The organism is Schaedlerella arabinosiphila (assembly GCF_003885045.1).
Taxonomy (GTDB): Bacteria; Bacillota; Clostridia; order Lachnospirales; family Lachnospiraceae; genus Schaedlerella; species Schaedlerella arabinosiphila.
Genome location: NZ_RHJS01000002.1, coordinates 872547 through 891809, shown reverse-complemented (window position 1 = coordinate 891809; position 19263 = coordinate 872547). Strand labels below are relative to the sequence as shown.

Below are 19263 nucleotides of genomic sequence, written 5' to 3'. Positions count from 1 at the left end.
ACCGCACAGCTGGAATTGTTTTTATTTCATGTCATGTTTCTGTTCGTATCAGCATATCATTAATTAATACTTAAGCCGGCGCTTGCATATCCTGCGACTGTATTGAGCAGCGTCAGACCGCTTGCTGTCGCTGAAAATACCAGCATCAGCCGGGTTTGAGCCGTTACAGGAATATTCAGTCCTGTAAGTGAACCGTTCAGCAGTGTACCAATAGAGACGATTCCCGTAAGCGACGGCGTCAGGTTGATCAGTGTTCCGGCAATCGGAGAAAATACATTATTCGGCGTTGCGGACTGATAGATCTGCGCTCTTACTGCAACTGTGGAACCTGGCAGCGAAAGTCCTACTGTGGTACTGAAAAATGCACTGAACGAGGTAATGATTCCGGCACGCGGAACCTGGAATGCAAAGTTCGAAAGTGTTCCGCTTGCATTTGTGATATCAATTGAGGCTCCCAAAACCGTAAGCCCCTGCGCACTGCTTCCAAATCCAACGAATGCTGGGATTCCCGCGAGCCCTCCGGCGATTGTTGTCAATGAAACCGGCAGCCCGGATGCAAATGGAATGATTGCTCCCGTACCAGCAACACCAGTGGGGCCGGTGGCTCCGGTCGCTCCATCGGCCCCGGTTGCTCCGGTGGGACCAATTGCTCCATCAGCTCCGGTCGCTCCAGTGGGACCTGTCGCTCCATCGGCTCCCGTTGCTCCGGCTGGACCTGTTGCTCCATCGGCCCCAGTCGCTCCGGTTGCTCCGGTGGGACCTGTCGCTCCATCGGCCCCGGTCGCTCCGGTTGCTCCGGTGGGACCTGTTGCTCCATCGGCCCCGGTCGCTCCGGTGGGGCCTGTCGCCCCATCAGCTCCCGTTGCTCCGATGGGACCTGTTGCTCCATCGGCCCCGGTCGCTCCGGTGGGGCCTGTCGCCCCATCAGCTCCCGTTGCTCCGGTGGGACCTGTTGCTCCATCAGCTCCGGTCGCCCCAGTGGGACCTGTTGCTCCATCGGCCCCCGTTGCTCCGGTGGGGCCTGTCGCTCCATCAGCTCCGGTCGCTCCGGTGGGACCTGTCGCTCCATCAGCTCCGGTCGCCCCAGTGGGACCTGTTGCTCCATCAGCTCCGGTCGCTCCGGTGGGACCTGTTGCTCCATCGGCCCCGGTCGCTCCGGTGGGGCCAGTGGCTCCATCGGCTCCGGTGGGACCTGTTGCTCCGGTAGCTCCATCGGCTCCGGTAGGACCGGTAGCGCCCATCGGACCATCATCTCCCTGGCATCCTTTCGGTCCCTGGGGGCCGTTTGGACCGGTTTCACCCTGAATCCCCTGCGGACCGGTCACACCCTGCGGGCCCATAGGGCCGGTTGGGCCGGTGGCTCCGGTTGGGCCCTGAATCCCTCTTGGCCCCTGAGGTCCCGCATCTCCCTGGGGTCCCACAGGTCCTATCGGTCCCTGGGGGCCTGCCGGTCCCTGGGGGCCCGCATCTCCTTTCGGACCTTCGCATCCCGGATCACCTTTGGGGCCAACATCACCGCGGACACCCTGGATTCCCTGAATACCCTGCGGTCCGGCATAACCTCTCGGGCCGGCATAGCCTCTCGGCCCCGTGTCTCCGGTAGGCCCTACCGGCCCCGGATTTCCTCTGGGTCCCCGTGCTCCGGGAGTGCCTGGAATCCCCTGCGGTCCCATAGGGCCGGGATCGCCTTTGTCACCCTTCGGGCCGGGACAGCCGGTATCCCCTTTGATCCCCTGCGGGCCTGCAGGACCCTGATCTCCCTTGGGCCCCACAGGCCCTCGTTCACAACGGGGAGGATAGCATTGATTCTGACAACTGCTGCATGAATTTCTGTTATCCATAAACATCATATCCTTTCCAAATTATCTGAAAAAACACTTAAAAAGTATCTTTTCATACAAATATTTTATGGTCAGCGGAAATATTTGTTACATTTTTCCAGAAAAAACAGAATATATTTTATGTTTGCCCTCCCAATCAAGAAATCTGCAGACTGTCAAAATACTGTTTATTATAAAGATATGCTTTGGAATAAGGTTTACACGCTCCCGCCCTTTCGTTGTATTCTTTCGCTTTTTTTCTGTCCCCCATTCTGTCAAAGCATACACATAGCTGCAAAAGAGGAACATAATCATAGCAGTCCGGCTGGACAAATCCATTGGAAAAATGATTTTTCGGTCTGTTCAGCGCAGTCTCATACCAGTAGACCGCAGTATGATAATCTCCGCGTTCCAGAAAATGTTTCCCGATTTCGCAGCACAATTCCGCTCTTGGCAAATCAAAGCTCATGCTGCGCAGAAGAATATCCAGCGCGGATTGTTCCTGCCCAAGATGGTAATAGCAGTTGGCGCAGACCGAACAGGCTTCTATTTTATTTTCAACCCATCCATCCGCCGAGAGCAGGAATTGTTCCAGTACAGAAACCGCCTCTTCATATTGCTTGTGATAGTACAGCTCCCGCCCAAAATAGTACTGATGCCGGGGCTCTAAACGTTCTCCCCTGTCAAGGAGTTTGCGGTAAATATTCAGATTCCGGTCAGGGTCTCCGGACGTGATTTTTTTGTGGCAGACCGCAATATCCGAATAAATGATATTTCCGCTTTGCGGAATCACCTCATGGACTGCACCTACCCAGCGGAATTTTGAGCAGTTCCTGATCCATCTTTCCCTGAAGTAAGAAAAAGAAGGATTTCCGGCTTCATCAAAAGAAATATTATATTTCATCATTACAATGTCTGCATCCGGCGGCAAAGTCTGTTTTAGCTGCAAAAACTTATCCTTTTCCGTTTCCTCCAGAATGTCATCCGCGTCCAACCACATACAGTAATCCATAGAGGCCTTGGAAAAAGAATCATTTCTTGCATCGGAAAAATCGTCCTTCCACGGATACGAATAGACATTGGATGTATACTCAGACGCTATTTCGACTGTCCGGTCCGTCGAACCGGTATCCACAATAATGATTTCGTCCACAAGCTCCGCTGCACTGTCAAGGCAGCGCGCAAGATGCGTTTCCTCATTTTTGACGATCATGCAGAGACTGATTGTCGGCATGTCGATTCACCCTCCTTGTTCGATTATTCTCTGTAAAGCTTTACGATACTCATATTCATATTGATTTTGGAAACGCATGATGATGTCCATGAAAAAAACAGCGTGGACGCATCGGGTATCCGGACGATAAAATATCTGGATAAAACAAGCATTTCCTTCCTTTTTGACGCCTCTGCGTATGCGGCATATACCGTCTGTACACTGTCGTTAAAGATTGGCGCAAGCTTGATAAAACCATGCCTTTTCATGACCGTAGATATATAGTAGCAGACCGCATAGCAGCCGGGCGTCAGCGATACGGAATACTCATTGCACAGAGTGATATTCCGGGTAACATCCGGTATATCTGTCTTCAGCGGAAGGCTGGTTTTTTCCGGCAGGATCACTTCCTGACCTAAAAATGACGCAAAGATACTGTTTTGCGGGTAACCGGGCGGACCTGCCGGCCCCCGTGCGCCTGGATCTCCCCTGGGTCCCTGGGGGCCTGTTGCTCCCTGCGGCCCCTGAGGCCCGGTGACACCCTGGGGTCCAATCTCCCCCCGCTCTCCGGGACATCCCGGCGGACCGGGTTCCCCTCTCGGCCCCTGGGGGCCAGTCTCTCCCCGCTCTCCCCGTTCTCCGGGGCACCCCGGCAGACCGGGCTCTCCTCTTGGTCCCCGGGCCCCTGGCTCTCTGCATTCTCCGGGACAAACCGGCACACATGCGTCTGCACAGTCTCCGGGGTATCCCGGCACACATGCATCTGCACAGTCTCCAGGGCATCCCGGCACGCATGCGTCTGCACAGTCTCCGGGACATCCCGGCAAATCCGGCGTTTCTGTCTGTCCTCCCGATCCATGCTTATGACCGCAGGAAAAATCACACCCCTCCGCGCCTGCGCGATCTGAATATAGGGAATGCTCGGGTTGGGCCATGTTCGGCTCAGGCGCATTGCAGGCGGACGGCCGGCCCGTGTTTCTATTACAATTTCTATTGCAATTTCTTCCCATGCCGGACCGGTTCGGCGGATGAAACATCCAGTTTGCATTATAGTTATTCAATCAAAACCACCTCATTTATATTCGGTATCAAATTTGATTTCCCGATGGGTTTAATAAATTATATGCATAAAATATAATTATGCCCGAATTATTCACGGAACAGTATCTGAATTGATAACTGTACCATGAATCTGAAAATTGATCCATACAGCCATAACATTACTCAATGCCCCCGTCAAAAGGGCATAAAATCCCTGTGACAGCATTTAGAGCAGTTGTTAAGCTGTCAAGGTTCGTTAATAGCTGCTATTCCAGCTGTACATTTAGCTTACCGATATTTGAAAGTGTCTCATTGAATTCGTTCTTATAAGGGCAACTGCTACACAGCTTGAATATGATATATCTTGCTGAATGAATTACTTTCGCAGCAATCTTCAGCAGTTTTAAACGGACGGTATCAATGCGTTGCTTTCGCATGTTTGCTGATAACGCCAATCGTCTAAACCAATTAAATATGTTATATGCAAGAGCGTGTGCCTGAAGTCTGTTGGCATTTACCATTCTGGTATGACTGCTTACGGATGCAAAATCAAAACCGGATTTGCCTTCTTTGATGAAGTTTTCCATCAGCCCTCTCTTGCAGTAAAATTTGATGAGATACTCCGGTGAAGAATCCATGTTTGTGACAATAAATGTGTATAGGTAAACCATTTGGTTTTCCGGTTTTTCAACTTTGCATACCACGCGCCTTTCATAAGGCCATGAACCTGCTTTGTACATAAATTCACCATAAACTACCGCATAATCAACTTTGTTATTCCTTGTGCTCGCATCAAGCTCATCCACAAGATAGGAGGCTTTTTCACGGAGCATGCCATTTTCTTTCAGCCGAATCACATAGCCTGCGCCATTTTCCTCGCACTGCTTATAAAGGTCAGGCGTAGCAAAACCGCTGTCACCACGAAGCAGAATACGGATTTCCGGATAATCATTCAGGTATTCATCAAGTATCGGCTGCAGGAAGTCAACCACTCCGGTGCAGGAATACTGTGTTCCGTCACGAAGTTGGATTTTTATCAGATCTCCAGTCATTCCATCATAACAAACAAGTGGATGATAACCATTGCTTTGATAATGAAAGTTAAAGGCTCTGCCTTCCTGTTTGCCGTATGCATCAAGAAGAGTGGAATCCAGATCCAGAATAACAGCCTGAGGCATCTGAATACTGTAAATTTTATTCCGAAGTATTCTGCCAATCGCAAGAAACTGGTTTAAAGTATTTTCATCCATACGGTTAAAGAATCTTGAAACAGTAGGCTGTGATGCAAGGGCATCTTTTTCAAGTATGGACTTGAATACGGGGTCATTCGTCAGTTCATCGGAAGCATCATCCTTGAAATAACCGGCAATGATCATATATATCATCTGGAGTAGGTTTTCCTGATCCGTATGGTATCTGAATAATGCAGAATCATTGGTCTTGAAAGCTTTGCCTAATAGCTTATCAATACCAAGTTTGCTTACGAATTCTTTGATGAGAAGTAAGCCTGCATCGGAGGATAAATCTCCTCCGTCAAAATTTATTTTAATCTGTCTATTGCTTTCTAATGGTAAGGTGTTTACAATACTCATAAAGGGCTCCTTTTGTTGGTATTATTTGAGATTAGACACCTTAATTTTATCACAAGTGGATGCTCTTTTTTCATTCACTTGACAGGTGAAAAGCAATATTCAGTTAAAACATAGTAACTATGTGGCTTTCAGCCACTTTCACGGCTGTGCCGTGAATAATCTAGGTTATGTTTTATGCGCTCCCAAAAGAAAATGAGGCAATGCTGAACATCCTAAAATGATTGGAACATGAGAGGATCGCTGAAAAAGCTGCACAGTGGTTTCATCTAGAGATGGGGAGCCCCCACGGAAACGAATATAGAATGTATGAAAGAATGTCTGCGCGTATATATGGAGGAGGAATATCGCTGCCGCGCAGTCAGCATTCCCCGGTCAGTCCGTACAGCAGCTGACCGGGGATAAAAACAGGCAATATCCGTTATTCAACTTCTATTTCTACAGACACCGCTTCAAGCCCGTCCGCCTGAGCAATCAGCCGGATCGTCCCGGAATCCTCTCCCGAACGCACCACCGCCATAACCCGGCCGTAGTATGTGGTTCTGCTTTCATCGAAGAAATTCTCCTCGGACCATGGATCTGCGGAGCTGAATCCCTGCACATACCCGGCGCCTTCCACTTTCAGGCACACTTTGCGGTCTGCCGCCGTCTGCAGCGTTCCCTTTGCGTCGCGAAGCTCAATGGCCGCATAGACAAGGTCGTCTTTTCCGATCCGAGCCCGGTCCGGCGTCATGCACAGGGATACCTCATCTTCTGCCGTACACAGGCAGTACTCCTCCCTGGACCCATCTTCATAATAAGCCGCCGCTTTGATCTCGCCGGGCGCATAAACCGTGTCGAACAGGACGCGGTAATCCTGAGCTTCCCCGGCAGGCTTGCGGCCCGCACTGTCTCCGTTTACAAACAGCTCAACTTCCGGCGCGTCGGAATAGACCTCCACCACACAGTGTTTCCCTTCATGCCCTTTCCACGTCCAGGAGGAAACCGTCTCAGGCAGCGACCAGGGCGTGCACATGGGTTCTATGCCGTAATGCTCCGGCGGCTGCACCGCGATATAGGGGGCTTTGCGCAGCCCGAATACGATTTCCCGCAGATAACTCATGGGCCGGCGGTATCCGGTAATGTCAAGGTCACCGCAGAAAGCCAGATACGCAGGGTAAGGCTTGGCAAATTTCAGCCGGCCGTCGTAAGTCACAATGCCGATCCCGGCCTCCCCGAGATAATCCCATGCCGTCCACGTATAATCCCCGATGCAGGCCGGCAGTTCTTTTACTTTTTTCCAGTTCGGCGCGATATCCGGCGGCAGGGTTTCCGCCCCGTAAAATACACGGTTCGGATATTCCTTCATCTGATCGTACACATCCCGCATGTAATTTAAGCCGATCAGGTCAAGCGTTCCGTAGGCTTCCTTTAATCCCTCTTCCACCTTCGGGTGGGAGGAAAGGTAATTCATCGCTCCCATCAGCGCGGTCATCGTATCGTTGATTCCGCCCCCCGGCGTCCTCTCCGGCACAGTCATTCCCATATCCTCCATCACCACCGGCAGGTCGCCCATAATACCGATCATGCCATTGATCGCATTGGTCACATAGCGGGTGGTGTCAAGGCTGCGGATTTTTTCTGCCAGCCTTCTGCTCCACTGGGCGCCGGCCGGGGTGTGGATCTCCTTGATCTCATTTCCGGTGGAATACATAAACACGCAGGGGTGGTTGAAGTCTTTCTGCACAATGTCCTCCAGGTCTTTTTCCCAGTTGTCCGCAAACACCAGGGAATAGTCGAAGGGCCTTTTGGTCTGTGTCCACATGTCAAAGCTTTCTTCCATCACCAGCATGCCCAGCCTGTCGCACGCGTCCAGCAATGCCTTCGAAGAAGAATTATGGGAAATGCGGACCGAGTTAAACCCTGCCTTTTTCAGCAGTTCGATTCGCCGTTCCTCCGCCCGTTCCAGGGTCGCCGCCCCCAGCGGGCCGTTGTCATGATGGATGCATCCGCCCCGGAGCAGGATCTTCTCGCCGTTGAGCCGCAGCCCATTGACCGGATCCAGTTCCAGCCTGCGGATGCCGAAGGAACTCTCTGCCGTGTCCAAAACCGTCTCCCCGTCCCAGAGGGTCACTCTGCATCGGTAAAGACAAGGGTTGTCCACCGACCACAATGCCGGCTCTTTTACATAGATCCGCTGGGTCTGCAGGGTTTTGTCCTGCCCGAACAGCGTCATGGGGGAGCTCTCGCTTGCCGCAATACTTCCGTTTTGCGCAATGATTTCGGTTTTCAGTACGACCGCCTTTCGAATCTTCTCGTCGTATCTGACCGTCGTCTCCACTTTCACCGCCGCAATCCCCTCGGAAATCTCCGGAGTGGAAATCCGCGGGCCGTCCGCGTCGATCCTGATTTTTCCGCCCTTGTACAGGTACACCGGCCGGTAAATGCCGCTGCCCGTATACCACCGGCTGTTGGGCATGGCCGTGTTGATGGCTTTTACCAAAACCAGGTTTTCCGCTCCGAAACGAAGGTAAGGCGTAATATCAAGAAGCAGTCTCCTATAGCCGCCCTCCACGCTTCCTGCCAACACGCCGTTTACATACACATGGCCGCTGTGCTGAATCCCTTCAAATTCAAGGAGGAACGTTTCCTCTGTTTCTGCCTCGTCCACATAAAAATTTTTCACATATTCATAATAGCCGCCTGCATAATAGCCGCCTGCGCTCCCAGATGCGTATGCCCCGCTGCGCTCCTCCCAGACCATGGCGTCATGGGGCAGCGTCACTTTGTGCCCTTCGCTTTCCGGCACGGAAGCTGCCAGTCCCCGGGGTACTTTTTTTACCGTCCAGTCACGGTTAAAATTTAGTCTCTGCATATGCCTTTTCCCTTCTACCTTTCTATCTTTCTGCTTTCATCCTCTTATTTTCTTCCTCTACTTTCATAAAGTAGAACAGAACCGCCGCAAGAACCATCGGCACGATCACCGCCAGCAGGTAAGACCAGTTGATCGTCGCCACCGCCCTTGCCGTCTGTGTCTCTGCCATTCCGTCAAATCCGCCCAGATCCAGGATAAATCCGCAAAGCGCCGTCCCAAGTCCTGTTCCTACTTTGATTCCGACAGAAGAGCAGGAATAGATCATTCCCGTCATCCTGCGGCCGAACTTCAGATGACTGTATTCATCCGTTTCCGCGATGATCGCATTCATCGCCCCTGTCTGGGGCGCGGAGGTAACCGCCCTGATCACCATGCCGATGAGAACCAGCGGAAAATTACCGGTCAGGCCGCCTATAACGACCGGAATACAGCCCAGCGCCCCCGCAATATTGGATGTCATTACCGCTTTGCTCATTCCGAATCTGGAGGTCAGAAGCGGGACAAAGGGAAGCGCAACCGCCGACGGAAGGATACCCGCCAGGCTCAGTGTGCCGAGCAGAGACGCATTTCCTAACTGATAGGTTGCGAAGTAAATGCCCAGGCCGGCAGTCATTCCGCTTCCCATGTATTTCACCAGATAAAGCGCAAGAATCAGCAGGAAATACTTATTTTTAAACAGCAGGGCAATCCCCTGGAAAAATCCGAACTCGTCTTTTCTCTGATCCATCCCCGAAGCTTCCCTTAACGCTTCTTCCGGCAATTCACGTACCGCGAATACCGGCACCAGCAAAAGCACCAGACAGATGATTGCATAGATCAGGGATACGGCCCTCCATCCCTTCTGCCCGCCTCCGAAATATTCCAGCAGGCCGCTGGTACAAAAGCTCAGGAACAGGATCGCAACACCGGCAAACACATATCGGTAGCTGCCCATCTGTACCCGGTCTTTTGGATTTTTTGTACACAGCGCGGTCAGCGTGGAATAGGCGATATTGTTCATGGTATAAAATACCGCCCCGATCAGGGTATAAATGACGAAAATAAAAGCATACTTCGTATTTTCCGTAAAGCCGGCCGGCACATTAAACAGGATGAATGTGAAGATCGCCACCGGGAAGGAGCTGACAAAGTACCAAAACCTTGCCTTTCCCATCTTGCTGTGTGTGGCATCGATGATACGTCCCATAAAGATATCTGTGATACCGTCCAGGACCTTGGACAGCATCATCAGCGTCCCCACGACCGCAGCGCTGATTCCCAGTGTGTTCGTACAATAAATCATGATAAAGGACGCAACAAATGTCCAGCAGAAATTGGAGCCCGCGTCTCCTACGCCGTATCCGATCTTGCGGATCAGCGGTAAGCTTTGTTCTTGATTGTTCTGATTACTCATAAGTAAATACCTTCCTCATTTTTCATTCCATCTGTTCTATTCGCGCGCTTTGAACTTCTGTTGTATTTAATGTACCTTGTCTGTTTTTCGTTTTCAATGTCAAAAACAGTCTTTCAGGACAAAAAAGAATGCAAAATCCGTATTCTAAATTCATTTCACTTTTCATTTTTTTACAAAACAGATACAATAAGACGCAGACAAACGATACCGATTATGGATTGACAAGGAGATTTCTATGAATCCTACAAATGAATCCCATTTAAAAAAGAACCTCTCGCTGACCGAGCTCCACATAGATAAACGGGCAAGCTTTTATGCGGAACAGTACAGGATGAACGGCCCCTATATGCTGATTTATATGAATTATGACCTGGACCATGACGAAATATTTTACTCCTTGATTGCCCCGGGCTTTTCCAAAACCAACACATCCCGTATGAAGTCCGACTTTGTAAGGAACCGTTCTATGCACCAACATGAGTTTTTTGAGTTTATGTTTGTCATCCATGGACGCATCATACAGAAAATCGAAGGAAAGACCTATACGTATCAGGAAGGGCAGTGCTGCCTGGTCAACCAGAATATCCGCCACGTAGAGATTGCCCAGGAGAATGCGGAGCTGATGTTTCTCGCTGTCTCAAATGACTTTTTCCTCAATCTCATCCGTTCCGATATACATTATGATGAAACCGGACATGTCATCTCACAGGAAAACCCGATTTACGACCTGGTTCGGAAAACATGCCAGACCGGGAATGCGGCACAGAAGCAGTATTGGGATTTTATACCGGCAGGCTCTCCGGATGCTGCCGTTTCCGAATTTGAACAAATATTCGGAACCATCATCCGGGAAACCGCAGAACGCCGTCCCGGCCTGCTGCCCCTTGTTTCCGGTCTGGTTTCCCGGATTTGTTCGATTCTGCTTGATCCCGGACAGTACGCCTTGCAAAAGTTCACGCTGCCAAGCGACAAGGAAGAATATCTGTTCCTGCGTATCCAGGAGCTTTTGACGCAGACAAACGGCTGCATCAGCCGCCAGGATCTGGCCGCAGAGCTGCACTACGATCCGGATTATATGAATAAGATCGTCAAAAAACGTACCGGCATGTCCTTATTAAAATACGGGCGGAACTTCTCCCTGAAAGAATCCGCCCGCCTTTTGGCGTACACTGACATGAGCATCTCTGATATCATGCAGCGGCTCGGCTTTACCAACCGCAGCCATTTCTATGCGATTTTCCGGGAAAAATTCGGCCTGACACCGAAGGAATACCGACAGAAAAAAAGCCGGGGGCCATCTTGAAACAGATGATCCCCGGGTGCGGTGAGTGGAAAGATTTCCAGCTGGGCGGTTGGATACTCTAAGAGTATCCTGTCCTTCAATCTATATTTTGACTGCCGTTCTTTTCATAAAATATATTTTTCCCGGCCTTCAATTCCGTAAGTTCCCCGTCAGCCCCCAGCCATGTTCCGGTCATCCCTTCGGGGAGGGAGATTTCATAGCGTGTACATCCGTCCAGGCGGGAATACCGAAATTCAATGCTGCCGTATTCCGTCGCAGCCGCGCCTTCCAGATCAGGGAGATTTCCCATGTGGGGCCGCACCGTCACTGCCTTCGGATTGCCGGTTTCCCTGCGGATTCCTGCAATCACGTTAAGCAGCTCATACATCGGAAGCGCGCTCCAGCCGTGGCATTCGCTCCGGGAATCCACCGGAGTCTCGGGGCAGGTCACGCAGTGCTCGTCCAGCAGATGAATCCACCACTCCATCCGGCTGCGGGTCAGCTCATAGCAGCCTGCTGTTTCACAGGCCCGGAACAATTCGAAGCAGGTGGAAAAACCGCACTGCAGTACATCCGGCTCTTCAAAAGTCCTGCGCAGAAGCCCGGCTGCCTCCCGGCCCTCGGCCAGTCTGCACAGCACCGCCCAGCTCTGCGCATGCTGCGTAAATTCCGGATAGGACGGCCCCTCCCGGTACATATTTCTGTCTTTGTCCCAGCACAAAGCCTGAATCCGATCCGCGATCTGCTTCTGCCGTTTTCGGTACTCCTTTGCCATCCCCGGCCTCCCGGTAATTCCGCAGATTTCGGCGCCGTCCAGAAGGGCCTTTCCATACATCAGGTTGATGATCGTGGAGGGGCCGGCAGCCGCAGCCCCGGGACGGCCCTGGCTGCCCTTCCAGTTCTCCTGCCAGTCTACAAAATCCCAGTATCCCAGATTTTCTACCAGCCCCTGGCCGCCCACATGCCTGTCGTAATATTCCAGTATCGCGTCCACATCTGACCGATACTGCCTTAGCAGCGCGGCGTCTCCCGTCCGCTTATAATATTCCAGCAGCATAAAAATATAATGGAGCGAAAATGTGCTGATGACCTGTTTCGGGTTGGAAGGGGCGTGCCCCTGGATCAGCCCCATAGGCAGCATGGAGTCGTGAAAATCCAAAAGCGCCTTCCTGGCCAGGGCGGTATCCCTGCTGCACGCATAGGTAAACAATGCCTGAAGCCTGGTATCCATGGGATACTGCATTTGCTCCCAGAACGGACAGTCCATGTAGGCATCCGTCATACATGCCTGGAGGGTACGGACACACATGGTATACACCTGCTCCACCCAGGAAGCGCCGGAGCGGATATAGGACTCCGGATGCAGCGGGTATCCTGTGGCAAGATACCGGGGGCGGTAAAACACAAGCTCCTCCTCCCGGGTTTGGATCTCCACCTGGAGAAACCGCATAGTGCGGTACCAGAAGGGCTCGTAAGTCAGATCCGATCCGTCGGCAATGATCCTGTCCTTCTGCCCGTTGTCCCCGATCTCTCCGTTTTCAAAGTCGTCCCTACGGAACACCTCCGCCCGCCCGGTTTCTACGTTTTCAAAATCATCCCGGCGGAACACCTCCGCCCGCCCGGTTTCTACGTTTTCGGAATCATCCCGTGGGAGCGTTTCCGCCTTCTTCGTAAATTTTTCAAAATACGTGAATGTAAGCTCTGCCCCCGCGCCTCCCGACATCTGATACCGGAAATATCCGTTCAATAATGTATCGCCTGCAAATAAAATGGTCTGGTGTTCGTTGGGCCCGATGGTGACTGACTCCGCTCCCCCCATCACAGGTCTGCCCAATTCCCCGGACAGCTCTCCGGGCGTCTCATAGAGAAGCGGGATGGGGCGCTCTTCCAGGGCAAGGGTTTTCTGCAGTCCGTACAGGCTTTCCATACCCGGCGCCGCCTGTTCCAGCTTTTCGCATTCCTTCCAGCGTGTATCGTCGAAGGAAATGCTTTTCCAGTCGGAGCATGTTTTTGTAAAATCAATGTGCTCCGTCAATGCCCCCATATTGTCGTTGATCCCAGGCTCGCTCACCAGATACCATGTATGATCCAGCCAGACCTTCCATCCGGCCCGGCCTGTGGTCACATCCGCCGCAGGGGAGCCAGATCTGTCCCGGACAACGCCTTCCACCGCCAGTCGATGCCCTGCCGGCGGCGCTTCCACGCTGAACAGGGGGAGACGCCGGTCTCCCAGCCAGCCGTTTGTATACATACCGTCGCACAGAAGCACCTGCACCGCAAATACATTGACGCCCGCCCGCAGATATCGGCTCACATCCACCCTATCATAATAATGCCTGTACGCGCTGCTGCGGCATGGGCCGGAAAGCACCGGCTCTGCGTTGATCCAAAGCCTGTATCTGGAATTTGCGGAAATATCCATGACCAGCTCTCCAGGCTCATCCAACTCTATTTTCAGCCGGTAAAGGGCGAACCGGCCGTTCATATCCCCCTGATAAATCTTTTTCTCCTCAATTTCTGCTCTTGGAACCCCAAGCCAGCTTGCTTCCTTCCACATAACCTTGCTCCTGTCTATTCTATGTTTTTGTAACTGTTCAAAACATCAGGCCGCAGTCCCGTCTGCCGGGCAGGCAGAAAGCCTGCCTTCCAAAGAATATCCTGATACTGCCCGGATTTTTCCCGGCCGGCCCTGCTGCATTGCTCTGCAAAATCCTCACCCGCGCAGAAACGCGCCGATCTCTTTCATAGCCTCCTCCGTCTCCGGCAGCGAAAAAATGCAGAAGCTGTGGAACATTCCTTCCCACACCCTGACGGTGATATCCACGCCGGCCTCCTCACAGAGCCGTTTGAGTTCCATACTGTCGTCAAACAATACCTCCTCCGTGCCCACATGGACCATCACGGGCGGGAACCCCTGAAAGCTGCCCCGGATCGGGGAAGCATAAGGCTGCTTCTCATCCTCCTTCGTAAAAAACCTGCTTGCCGCGTCTCCCTGCACCATCGGGTCCCGGCCGTTCCTGGAGATCCTCGACGGCAGAGAGTTGGTCACGTCTATAACCGGGCTGAACGGACAGATCCTGCCCGGCAGCGCCTGCCCGTGATCGTTGAGATACATGGTGGTTGCGATTGTCAGGTTTGCTCCCGCCGATTCCCCGAAAATGCGGATATTTTCCGGGCGGTAGCCTTTCTTTTCCAGCCAGTGGAAGGCCGCTGTACAATCTTCAAGCGCCGCCGGATACATGGCCTCCGGCCACTGCCGGTAGCTCACCGCAAATGCGTCCATTCCGGCTGCAAGCGCCACCTGGCTGCAGCAGTTTCTTCTGGAAATCACGGACCCGGTCTCAAAACCGCCGCCGAAAATAAACAAGACGATCTTATCCCCGCTTTTTCCCGGGGTCAGGTTATGGTGAAATTCCCCCATGACGCCGCCCTCATGGATATCCTTGATTTGGATGCCTTCCGGCAGCGGCGTATTGTTCATCTGCGTATTCAGTTTTTCTCTGAGTTTTACTGTTTCCTCGGGCGATAAAGACTGCCCTTTGGATGCTTCCTTGCCCTCGCGGAGCATGTTCATCAATTCCTGTGCCTGTCTGCTGATCATATTTTTTGTACTCCTTCCGTATTTTTCCGTCTTTGGGTTTCTGTATCCTCAATATAACACACGAAATCACCGCACACTGTTTTTATCTTGTCTTTCTTTGCAAAATATTGACAAGTTCAGTCAGAAAATTTATACTCTATGAAACGGCCGAATGGCCATAACGGGGTGCCCTTGGGTATACTCTATGAAACGGCCGTATGGCCATGATGGGGTGCCCTTGGGTATACTTTGTGAAACGGCCGTATGGCCATGATGGGGTGCCCTTGGGTATACTGAACAGCAGCAAGGAGGATAAACCATGCGGAACTTTGAATTTTTTCTGGATAAGCTCAGTGAGCTGGGGCGGGTGGAGATTACCTGCTACTCACATGGGCAGTTTTGGGATCTTCATACACACACAGGCTTTAATCCGCTTCGGGAAAATACGGCGCTGAGAGACCGTCTGATCGAAATGACAGCAAAGCATCCCCAGCTTCCGGCCCTGATCCGGGATGCCCACGACGTCCTGTTCGCCGCCATCCTCTGGGAGGACGATTCCGTTTATAATTCGGAAATCGCAGCCGGCGAATCCTCTGCTGGTGGGATTCATGGGGATGTAATTTCTCCGGCAGGAGGGGCCCATCAGACGTTCCCTTCGGCGGCAGAAGATCCCAGCCAAAAATCCGGTTCGCCGGCCTGGTTTTTAATCGGTCCCGCGGCACTGCACTCCATGGACGTTCTCGAACTGCATCAGTATTACCGCACTTACGCTGACAGTTCCGTCACGGAAAAGCATCCGCCTGTGTTATCCTTCGCGCGCTTCATCAGCATGGTCCAGATTGCGGCCATGGTGCTTGGAAAACGCACCGATGAGGAAGAGATCATCCGCAAGAATCATCTGGATGCAGGGATCAGCGCCGGCCTGGCAGCGGACCAGGTTCAATTCTCCCTGCGGCAGGAGGAAGAGGAAAGCGCCCACCATACATATTCCGATGAGCAGGCTTTACTGAATTATGTCCGGGAAGGCCGCGCAGAGGAAGCGCTGCACCTGAATATGCGGCTCGACCAGCAGCTTGGGCAGATGTCGCAGAACCGGATCATGCAGTGGAGAAAGCTGGTCACCGTTTCCGTGGCGCTGGCCTCCAGGGCCGCCATCGATGGAGGGGTATCCCCGGGGGAAGCGTATAAACTCAGCGATTACTATCTGCAGAAAAGCGATACGTGCATGGATGTACCGGCCCTCATCGCATGCCGCAACCAGGCGGTCCGGAATTTTTGCGAACGGGTGGCGGCGCAGAAAGAGCGCCGCGCATGCAGCGGTTATGTCCAGCAGTGCTGCGAATATGTCTGCCAGCATTACCGGGAAAAAATCCTTCTGGACGATATTGCGGACCATCTCCATATCAGCCCCACCTATCTTTCCAGAATCTTTTCCAGGGAAATGAAAATCCGGCTGCAGGAATACATCTCCCGGTTCCGGGTGGAACGGGCCGCAAATCTCTTAAAATACTCCGATGAATCCATTGCCAGGATCGGAGATTATGTGGGGTTTCCGTCCCAGAGTTATTTCGGCAATACGTTCAAAAGGTATACGGGGATGACTCCCGGGCAGTATCGGGAAAAACATCAGAACAGCAGCTTTCGCTGATACTTTTATGCCAGCACATCAAAGATCCGGATCTCCACTCCCCAGTCCATCCCCTGCACTTCGGAGCGGAACCGCTGCCGGCAGAGGTATGCTCCCAGCGCCGGGCTGTCTGTCAGGAACCGGGGAACCGCATTGAAATGCGGGTCCTGCCGGTTCATCGGCTGCAGATATCCGTTATTTTCAACATACAGCTTACAGTCATTGCCCTGGAAATCTTTTCCCTGAAACATGTATTTCGCACACATATTGCGGACATGGTCCGGCGTTTCCACCTGCACATCCACCGCTCCCGGAAGCGTCTCCCCGGTAAACAGCTCCGATTCCACCTTTGCCGTAAACGGCACAAATGTCACACATCCATATGGACTCTGCAGGTCTGACGGGGTACCTTCCCCAAAAACCTGAATTTTCATGATTAATTTTTCCATGATGAACCTCTCGTTTCATTCTGTATTCTCAATCTTTACTTGCCTTTGAACAGCCTGTTATATTCCGGACTCCAACACATATATCCCTCATCATATCTCCTGATGAATGATCCTGATCAATTACATACCCAAACTCATCCAACTTCATATCCTTAGACTCTTTTATAATCTCAGCCAGAGGAATGCAGCCTTCACCAATTGCGGTAAAACAAGCATTTCTGTTTTTGGGAGATGCACCCTCGGAAATATCTTTGAAATGAATCATCCGCACTCTATCTTTATACTTCCGCATGATTTCTGAACAATTCTTTCCAGCATATTTCACCCAGCCCACATCAAGTTCAAGCCGAAGCTCCGGTATTTCTTCCAATAAGACCTCCAGGACACACGTTCCCTGATCGTCCTGCAATTCCGTTTCGTGATTATGTATGAGCAGTTCCACTCCGTTCTCTTTCAGCACTTTTGCGGCTTCCAAAATCCCTGGAATTTCTTCTTTTACCTTTTCGATAGAGCTTTCATTCAGGCTAAGCACATAATATAGAATCTTCTGTTCCTTTGCAAATACAACTGCCTGATCCAGTAAAGGCTGTTTCCAACCGGGGCCATACATATGTACGCTGCGGATTTGCAGTCCCGCATCACGGACAGCCTGTATTTTTTCTCCCGCCATCCATTTCGGCCACGCGCCTCCTGTCATCTGCATCTTTTCGGCCTCCTGATATGCCTGAAGTGCTTCTTCGCTCTTTTCGTTTTCAGCAAAAATAACCATTGGTTCAATTGACGATATCCCGGTTCTTTTTAATTGCTCCAGGGTTCCGTTAAAATCTTTTATCATATATTTAGAAAGTCCATAGGTATTAATCCCAATCTGCATAATAGTCTCCTTTGTTTTTTTATTCTGTAACTGCTGCTGTCATGACTATTCATTTTGTTTTATTCTTTATGAAAATTATATTCTATTCCTCTCTTTACTCCTCTTCAAACCCATGATTGCGTATAACTTCTGCGTACCAGAGCGCACTTTTTTTCGGTAGCCGCTCCATCGTCTCATAGTCCGTATAATACAGTCCGTACCGTGCGTCAAATCCCGCCGACCATTCAAAATTATCCATCAGAGACCATGCATAGTAACCCCTCACATCAATCCCCTCCTGCATCGCACGATGAAGCGGAATTAAAACGCTTTTCATATAGTCGATCCGCTCCTGGTCATCCAGCGTGTCTTCCAGACTTTCACCCTCATCTACCGCAAGACCGTTTTCCGTAATATAAATGGGAATATCTATGTGGTATTTTTCCACCAGCATATGAAGCACATCATACAGCATCTCGGTGTGAACCTCCGGCCGTTCCTGATAATTTCCTCCTGTCTGGGTCTGCTCTCTGTTCCTTTTTGTATCTTCATCTGCGTTGTCAAACAAACCGTTATAGAAATTCAATCCGTAGAAGTCCAGTTTCTGGCAGATCGTTTCCATGTCCCCTTCCCAGATGTCCGGAACCATATCATGCTTCTTCATATACTTCATATGCACATCCGAATACTGTCCCAAGAACAATGGATTTAAAAACATCCCGTAACCTGCGATCTCATTGTTGTACAAAACAGATGCTTCGTCAGCCGGATTTCCTTCCCGGGCCGGATAATGCTTCCACACATCTACCACGATTCCGATGCGGGCATTTTTCAGCTTCCTCTTTCGAAACAATTTCACAGCTTCACCGTGGCAGATGAGCAGATGATGCAGGCACTTCCGGGCATAAGCTTCATTTTGCAGTCCGGGGGCAAACCAGCCCATTGCGTGTCCTACATAGACCGCAATAGGTTCATTGAAGGTCACCCACAGATCCACATCTTCTCCGAAATTGTCCAGAAGTACCTCCGCATAATGTATAAACCATTTGACAATCTCCCGGTTTCCAAAACCGCCCATAGTCTGCAGCGCATAGGGGAGATCCCAGTGATACATAGTCGCATTTGGCATGATTCCCGCCGCTTTCAGGCTGGCGATCAATTTCTTATAATAAGCGATTCCTGCCTGATTGATCTCCCCTGTACCATTCGGGATAATCCGAGACCAGGAAAAAGAAAAGCGGTACGACTTTACCCCCAGCTCCTTAAGTTTTTCCACATCGGTTTCATATCGGTGATAAGAGTCACAGCATACATCCGGGACATCCCCATGCTTGATGCTGCCCGGAATCCTTGAAAATACATCCCAGATGGAAGGCCCTCTTCCGCCCTCAAAGGGCGCGCCTTCCACTTGTGCTGCCGCTGTTGCCGTACCCCATACAAAATTCTCAGGAAATTCATATCTCATTTTTTGTCCTCCTTCTGTACTCCCTGCCAAAGTCTATTTTCACAGGCTGACGGGTATTACTGTGTTTGTCAAAAAAATGCCCTGTGAAACATATTTG

Annotated in this window: 13 protein-coding genes; 2 read left to right on the top strand and 11 right to left on the bottom strand. The window is 51.3% G+C overall.

Annotated elements, in window-relative coordinates; translation table 11 throughout:
* Window positions 1–59: 59 nt before the first annotated feature.
* The 6 genes from EBB54_RS04585 to EBB54_RS04560 form a co-directional block, all read right to left on the bottom strand.
* Window positions 60–1841, bottom strand: a complete 1782-nt coding sequence (locus EBB54_RS04585) for an exosporium glycoprotein BclB-related protein (protein ID WP_125126544.1) — start codon at window positions 1839–1841, stop codon at window positions 60–62.
* 136 nt (window positions 1842–1977) lie between these two features.
* The gene (locus EBB54_RS04580; protein WP_125126543.1) at window positions 1978–3054 is read right to left on the bottom strand and encodes a tetratricopeptide repeat-containing glycosyltransferase family 2 protein; all 1077 of its coding nucleotides are present in this window, start codon (window positions 3052–3054) and stop codon (window positions 1978–1980) included.
* A gap of 23 nt (window positions 3055–3077) precedes the next feature.
* Complete coding sequence (locus EBB54_RS31565) at window positions 3078–4094, bottom strand: hypothetical protein (protein ID WP_279229959.1); 1017 nt, start codon at window positions 4092–4094, stop codon at window positions 3078–3080.
* A gap of 246 nt (window positions 4095–4340) precedes the next feature.
* Window positions 4341–5666: an IS1380 family transposase gene (locus tag EBB54_RS04570; protein ID WP_125126542.1), complete on the bottom strand. Its 1326-nt coding sequence runs from the start codon at window positions 5664–5666 to the stop codon at window positions 4341–4343.
* 418 nt (window positions 5667–6084) lie between these two features.
* Window positions 6085–8517, bottom strand: coding sequence for a glycoside hydrolase family 2 protein (locus EBB54_RS04565; protein WP_125126541.1), 2433 nt, complete (start codon window positions 8515–8517; stop codon window positions 6085–6087).
* 22 nt (window positions 8518–8539) lie between these two features.
* The gene (locus EBB54_RS04560; RefSeq protein WP_125126540.1) at window positions 8540–9910 is read right to left on the bottom strand and encodes an MFS transporter; all 1371 of its coding nucleotides are present in this window, start codon (window positions 9908–9910) and stop codon (window positions 8540–8542) included.
* A gap of 235 nt (window positions 9911–10145) precedes the next feature.
* Here EBB54_RS04560 and EBB54_RS04555 point away from each other — a divergent pair, with 235 nt between their 5' ends.
* Window positions 10146–11213, top strand: a complete 1068-nt coding sequence (locus tag EBB54_RS04555) for a helix-turn-helix domain-containing protein (RefSeq protein ID WP_125126539.1) — start codon at window positions 10146–10148, stop codon at window positions 11211–11213.
* A 76-nt stretch (window positions 11214–11289) separates the two neighbouring features.
* On the opposite strand, the gene EBB54_RS04550 is transcribed toward EBB54_RS04555, so the two are convergent.
* Both EBB54_RS04550 and EBB54_RS04545 read right to left on the bottom strand, forming a co-directional pair.
* Window positions 11290–13749 carry an alpha-L-rhamnosidase-related protein gene (locus EBB54_RS04550; protein ID WP_125126538.1) on the bottom strand — a complete coding sequence of 820 codons (2460 nt, stop codon included), beginning with the start codon at window positions 13747–13749 and terminating at the stop codon, window positions 11290–11292.
* Between the two features lie 156 nt (window positions 13750–13905).
* The gene (locus EBB54_RS04545; protein ID WP_125126537.1) at window positions 13906–14793 is read right to left on the bottom strand and encodes an alpha/beta hydrolase; all 888 of its coding nucleotides are present in this window, start codon (window positions 14791–14793) and stop codon (window positions 13906–13908) included.
* Between the two features lie 298 nt (window positions 14794–15091).
* Here EBB54_RS04545 and EBB54_RS04540 point away from each other — a divergent pair, with 298 nt between their 5' ends.
* Complete coding sequence (locus EBB54_RS04540; protein WP_125126536.1) at window positions 15092–16420, top strand: helix-turn-helix transcriptional regulator; 1329 nt, start codon at window positions 15092–15094, stop codon at window positions 16418–16420.
* 5 nt (window positions 16421–16425) lie between these two features.
* On the opposite strand, the gene EBB54_RS04535 is transcribed toward EBB54_RS04540, so the two are convergent.
* From EBB54_RS04535 to EBB54_RS04525, 3 genes are all read right to left on the bottom strand, one after another.
* Window positions 16426–16848 carry a DUF3237 domain-containing protein gene (locus EBB54_RS04535; protein WP_125126535.1) on the bottom strand — a complete coding sequence of 141 codons (423 nt, stop codon included), beginning with the start codon at window positions 16846–16848 and terminating at the stop codon, window positions 16426–16428.
* Between the two features lie 28 nt (window positions 16849–16876).
* The gene (locus EBB54_RS04530; protein ID WP_125126534.1) at window positions 16877–17722 is read right to left on the bottom strand and encodes a sugar phosphate isomerase/epimerase family protein; all 846 of its coding nucleotides are present in this window, start codon (window positions 17720–17722) and stop codon (window positions 16877–16879) included.
* 94 nt (window positions 17723–17816) lie between these two features.
* Window positions 17817–19166 (bottom strand): glycoside hydrolase family 1 protein, encoded by a 1350-nt coding sequence (locus tag EBB54_RS04525; RefSeq protein ID WP_125126533.1) that lies wholly within the window; start codon window positions 19164–19166, stop codon window positions 17817–17819.
* Window positions 19167–19263: the final 97 nt, after the last annotated feature.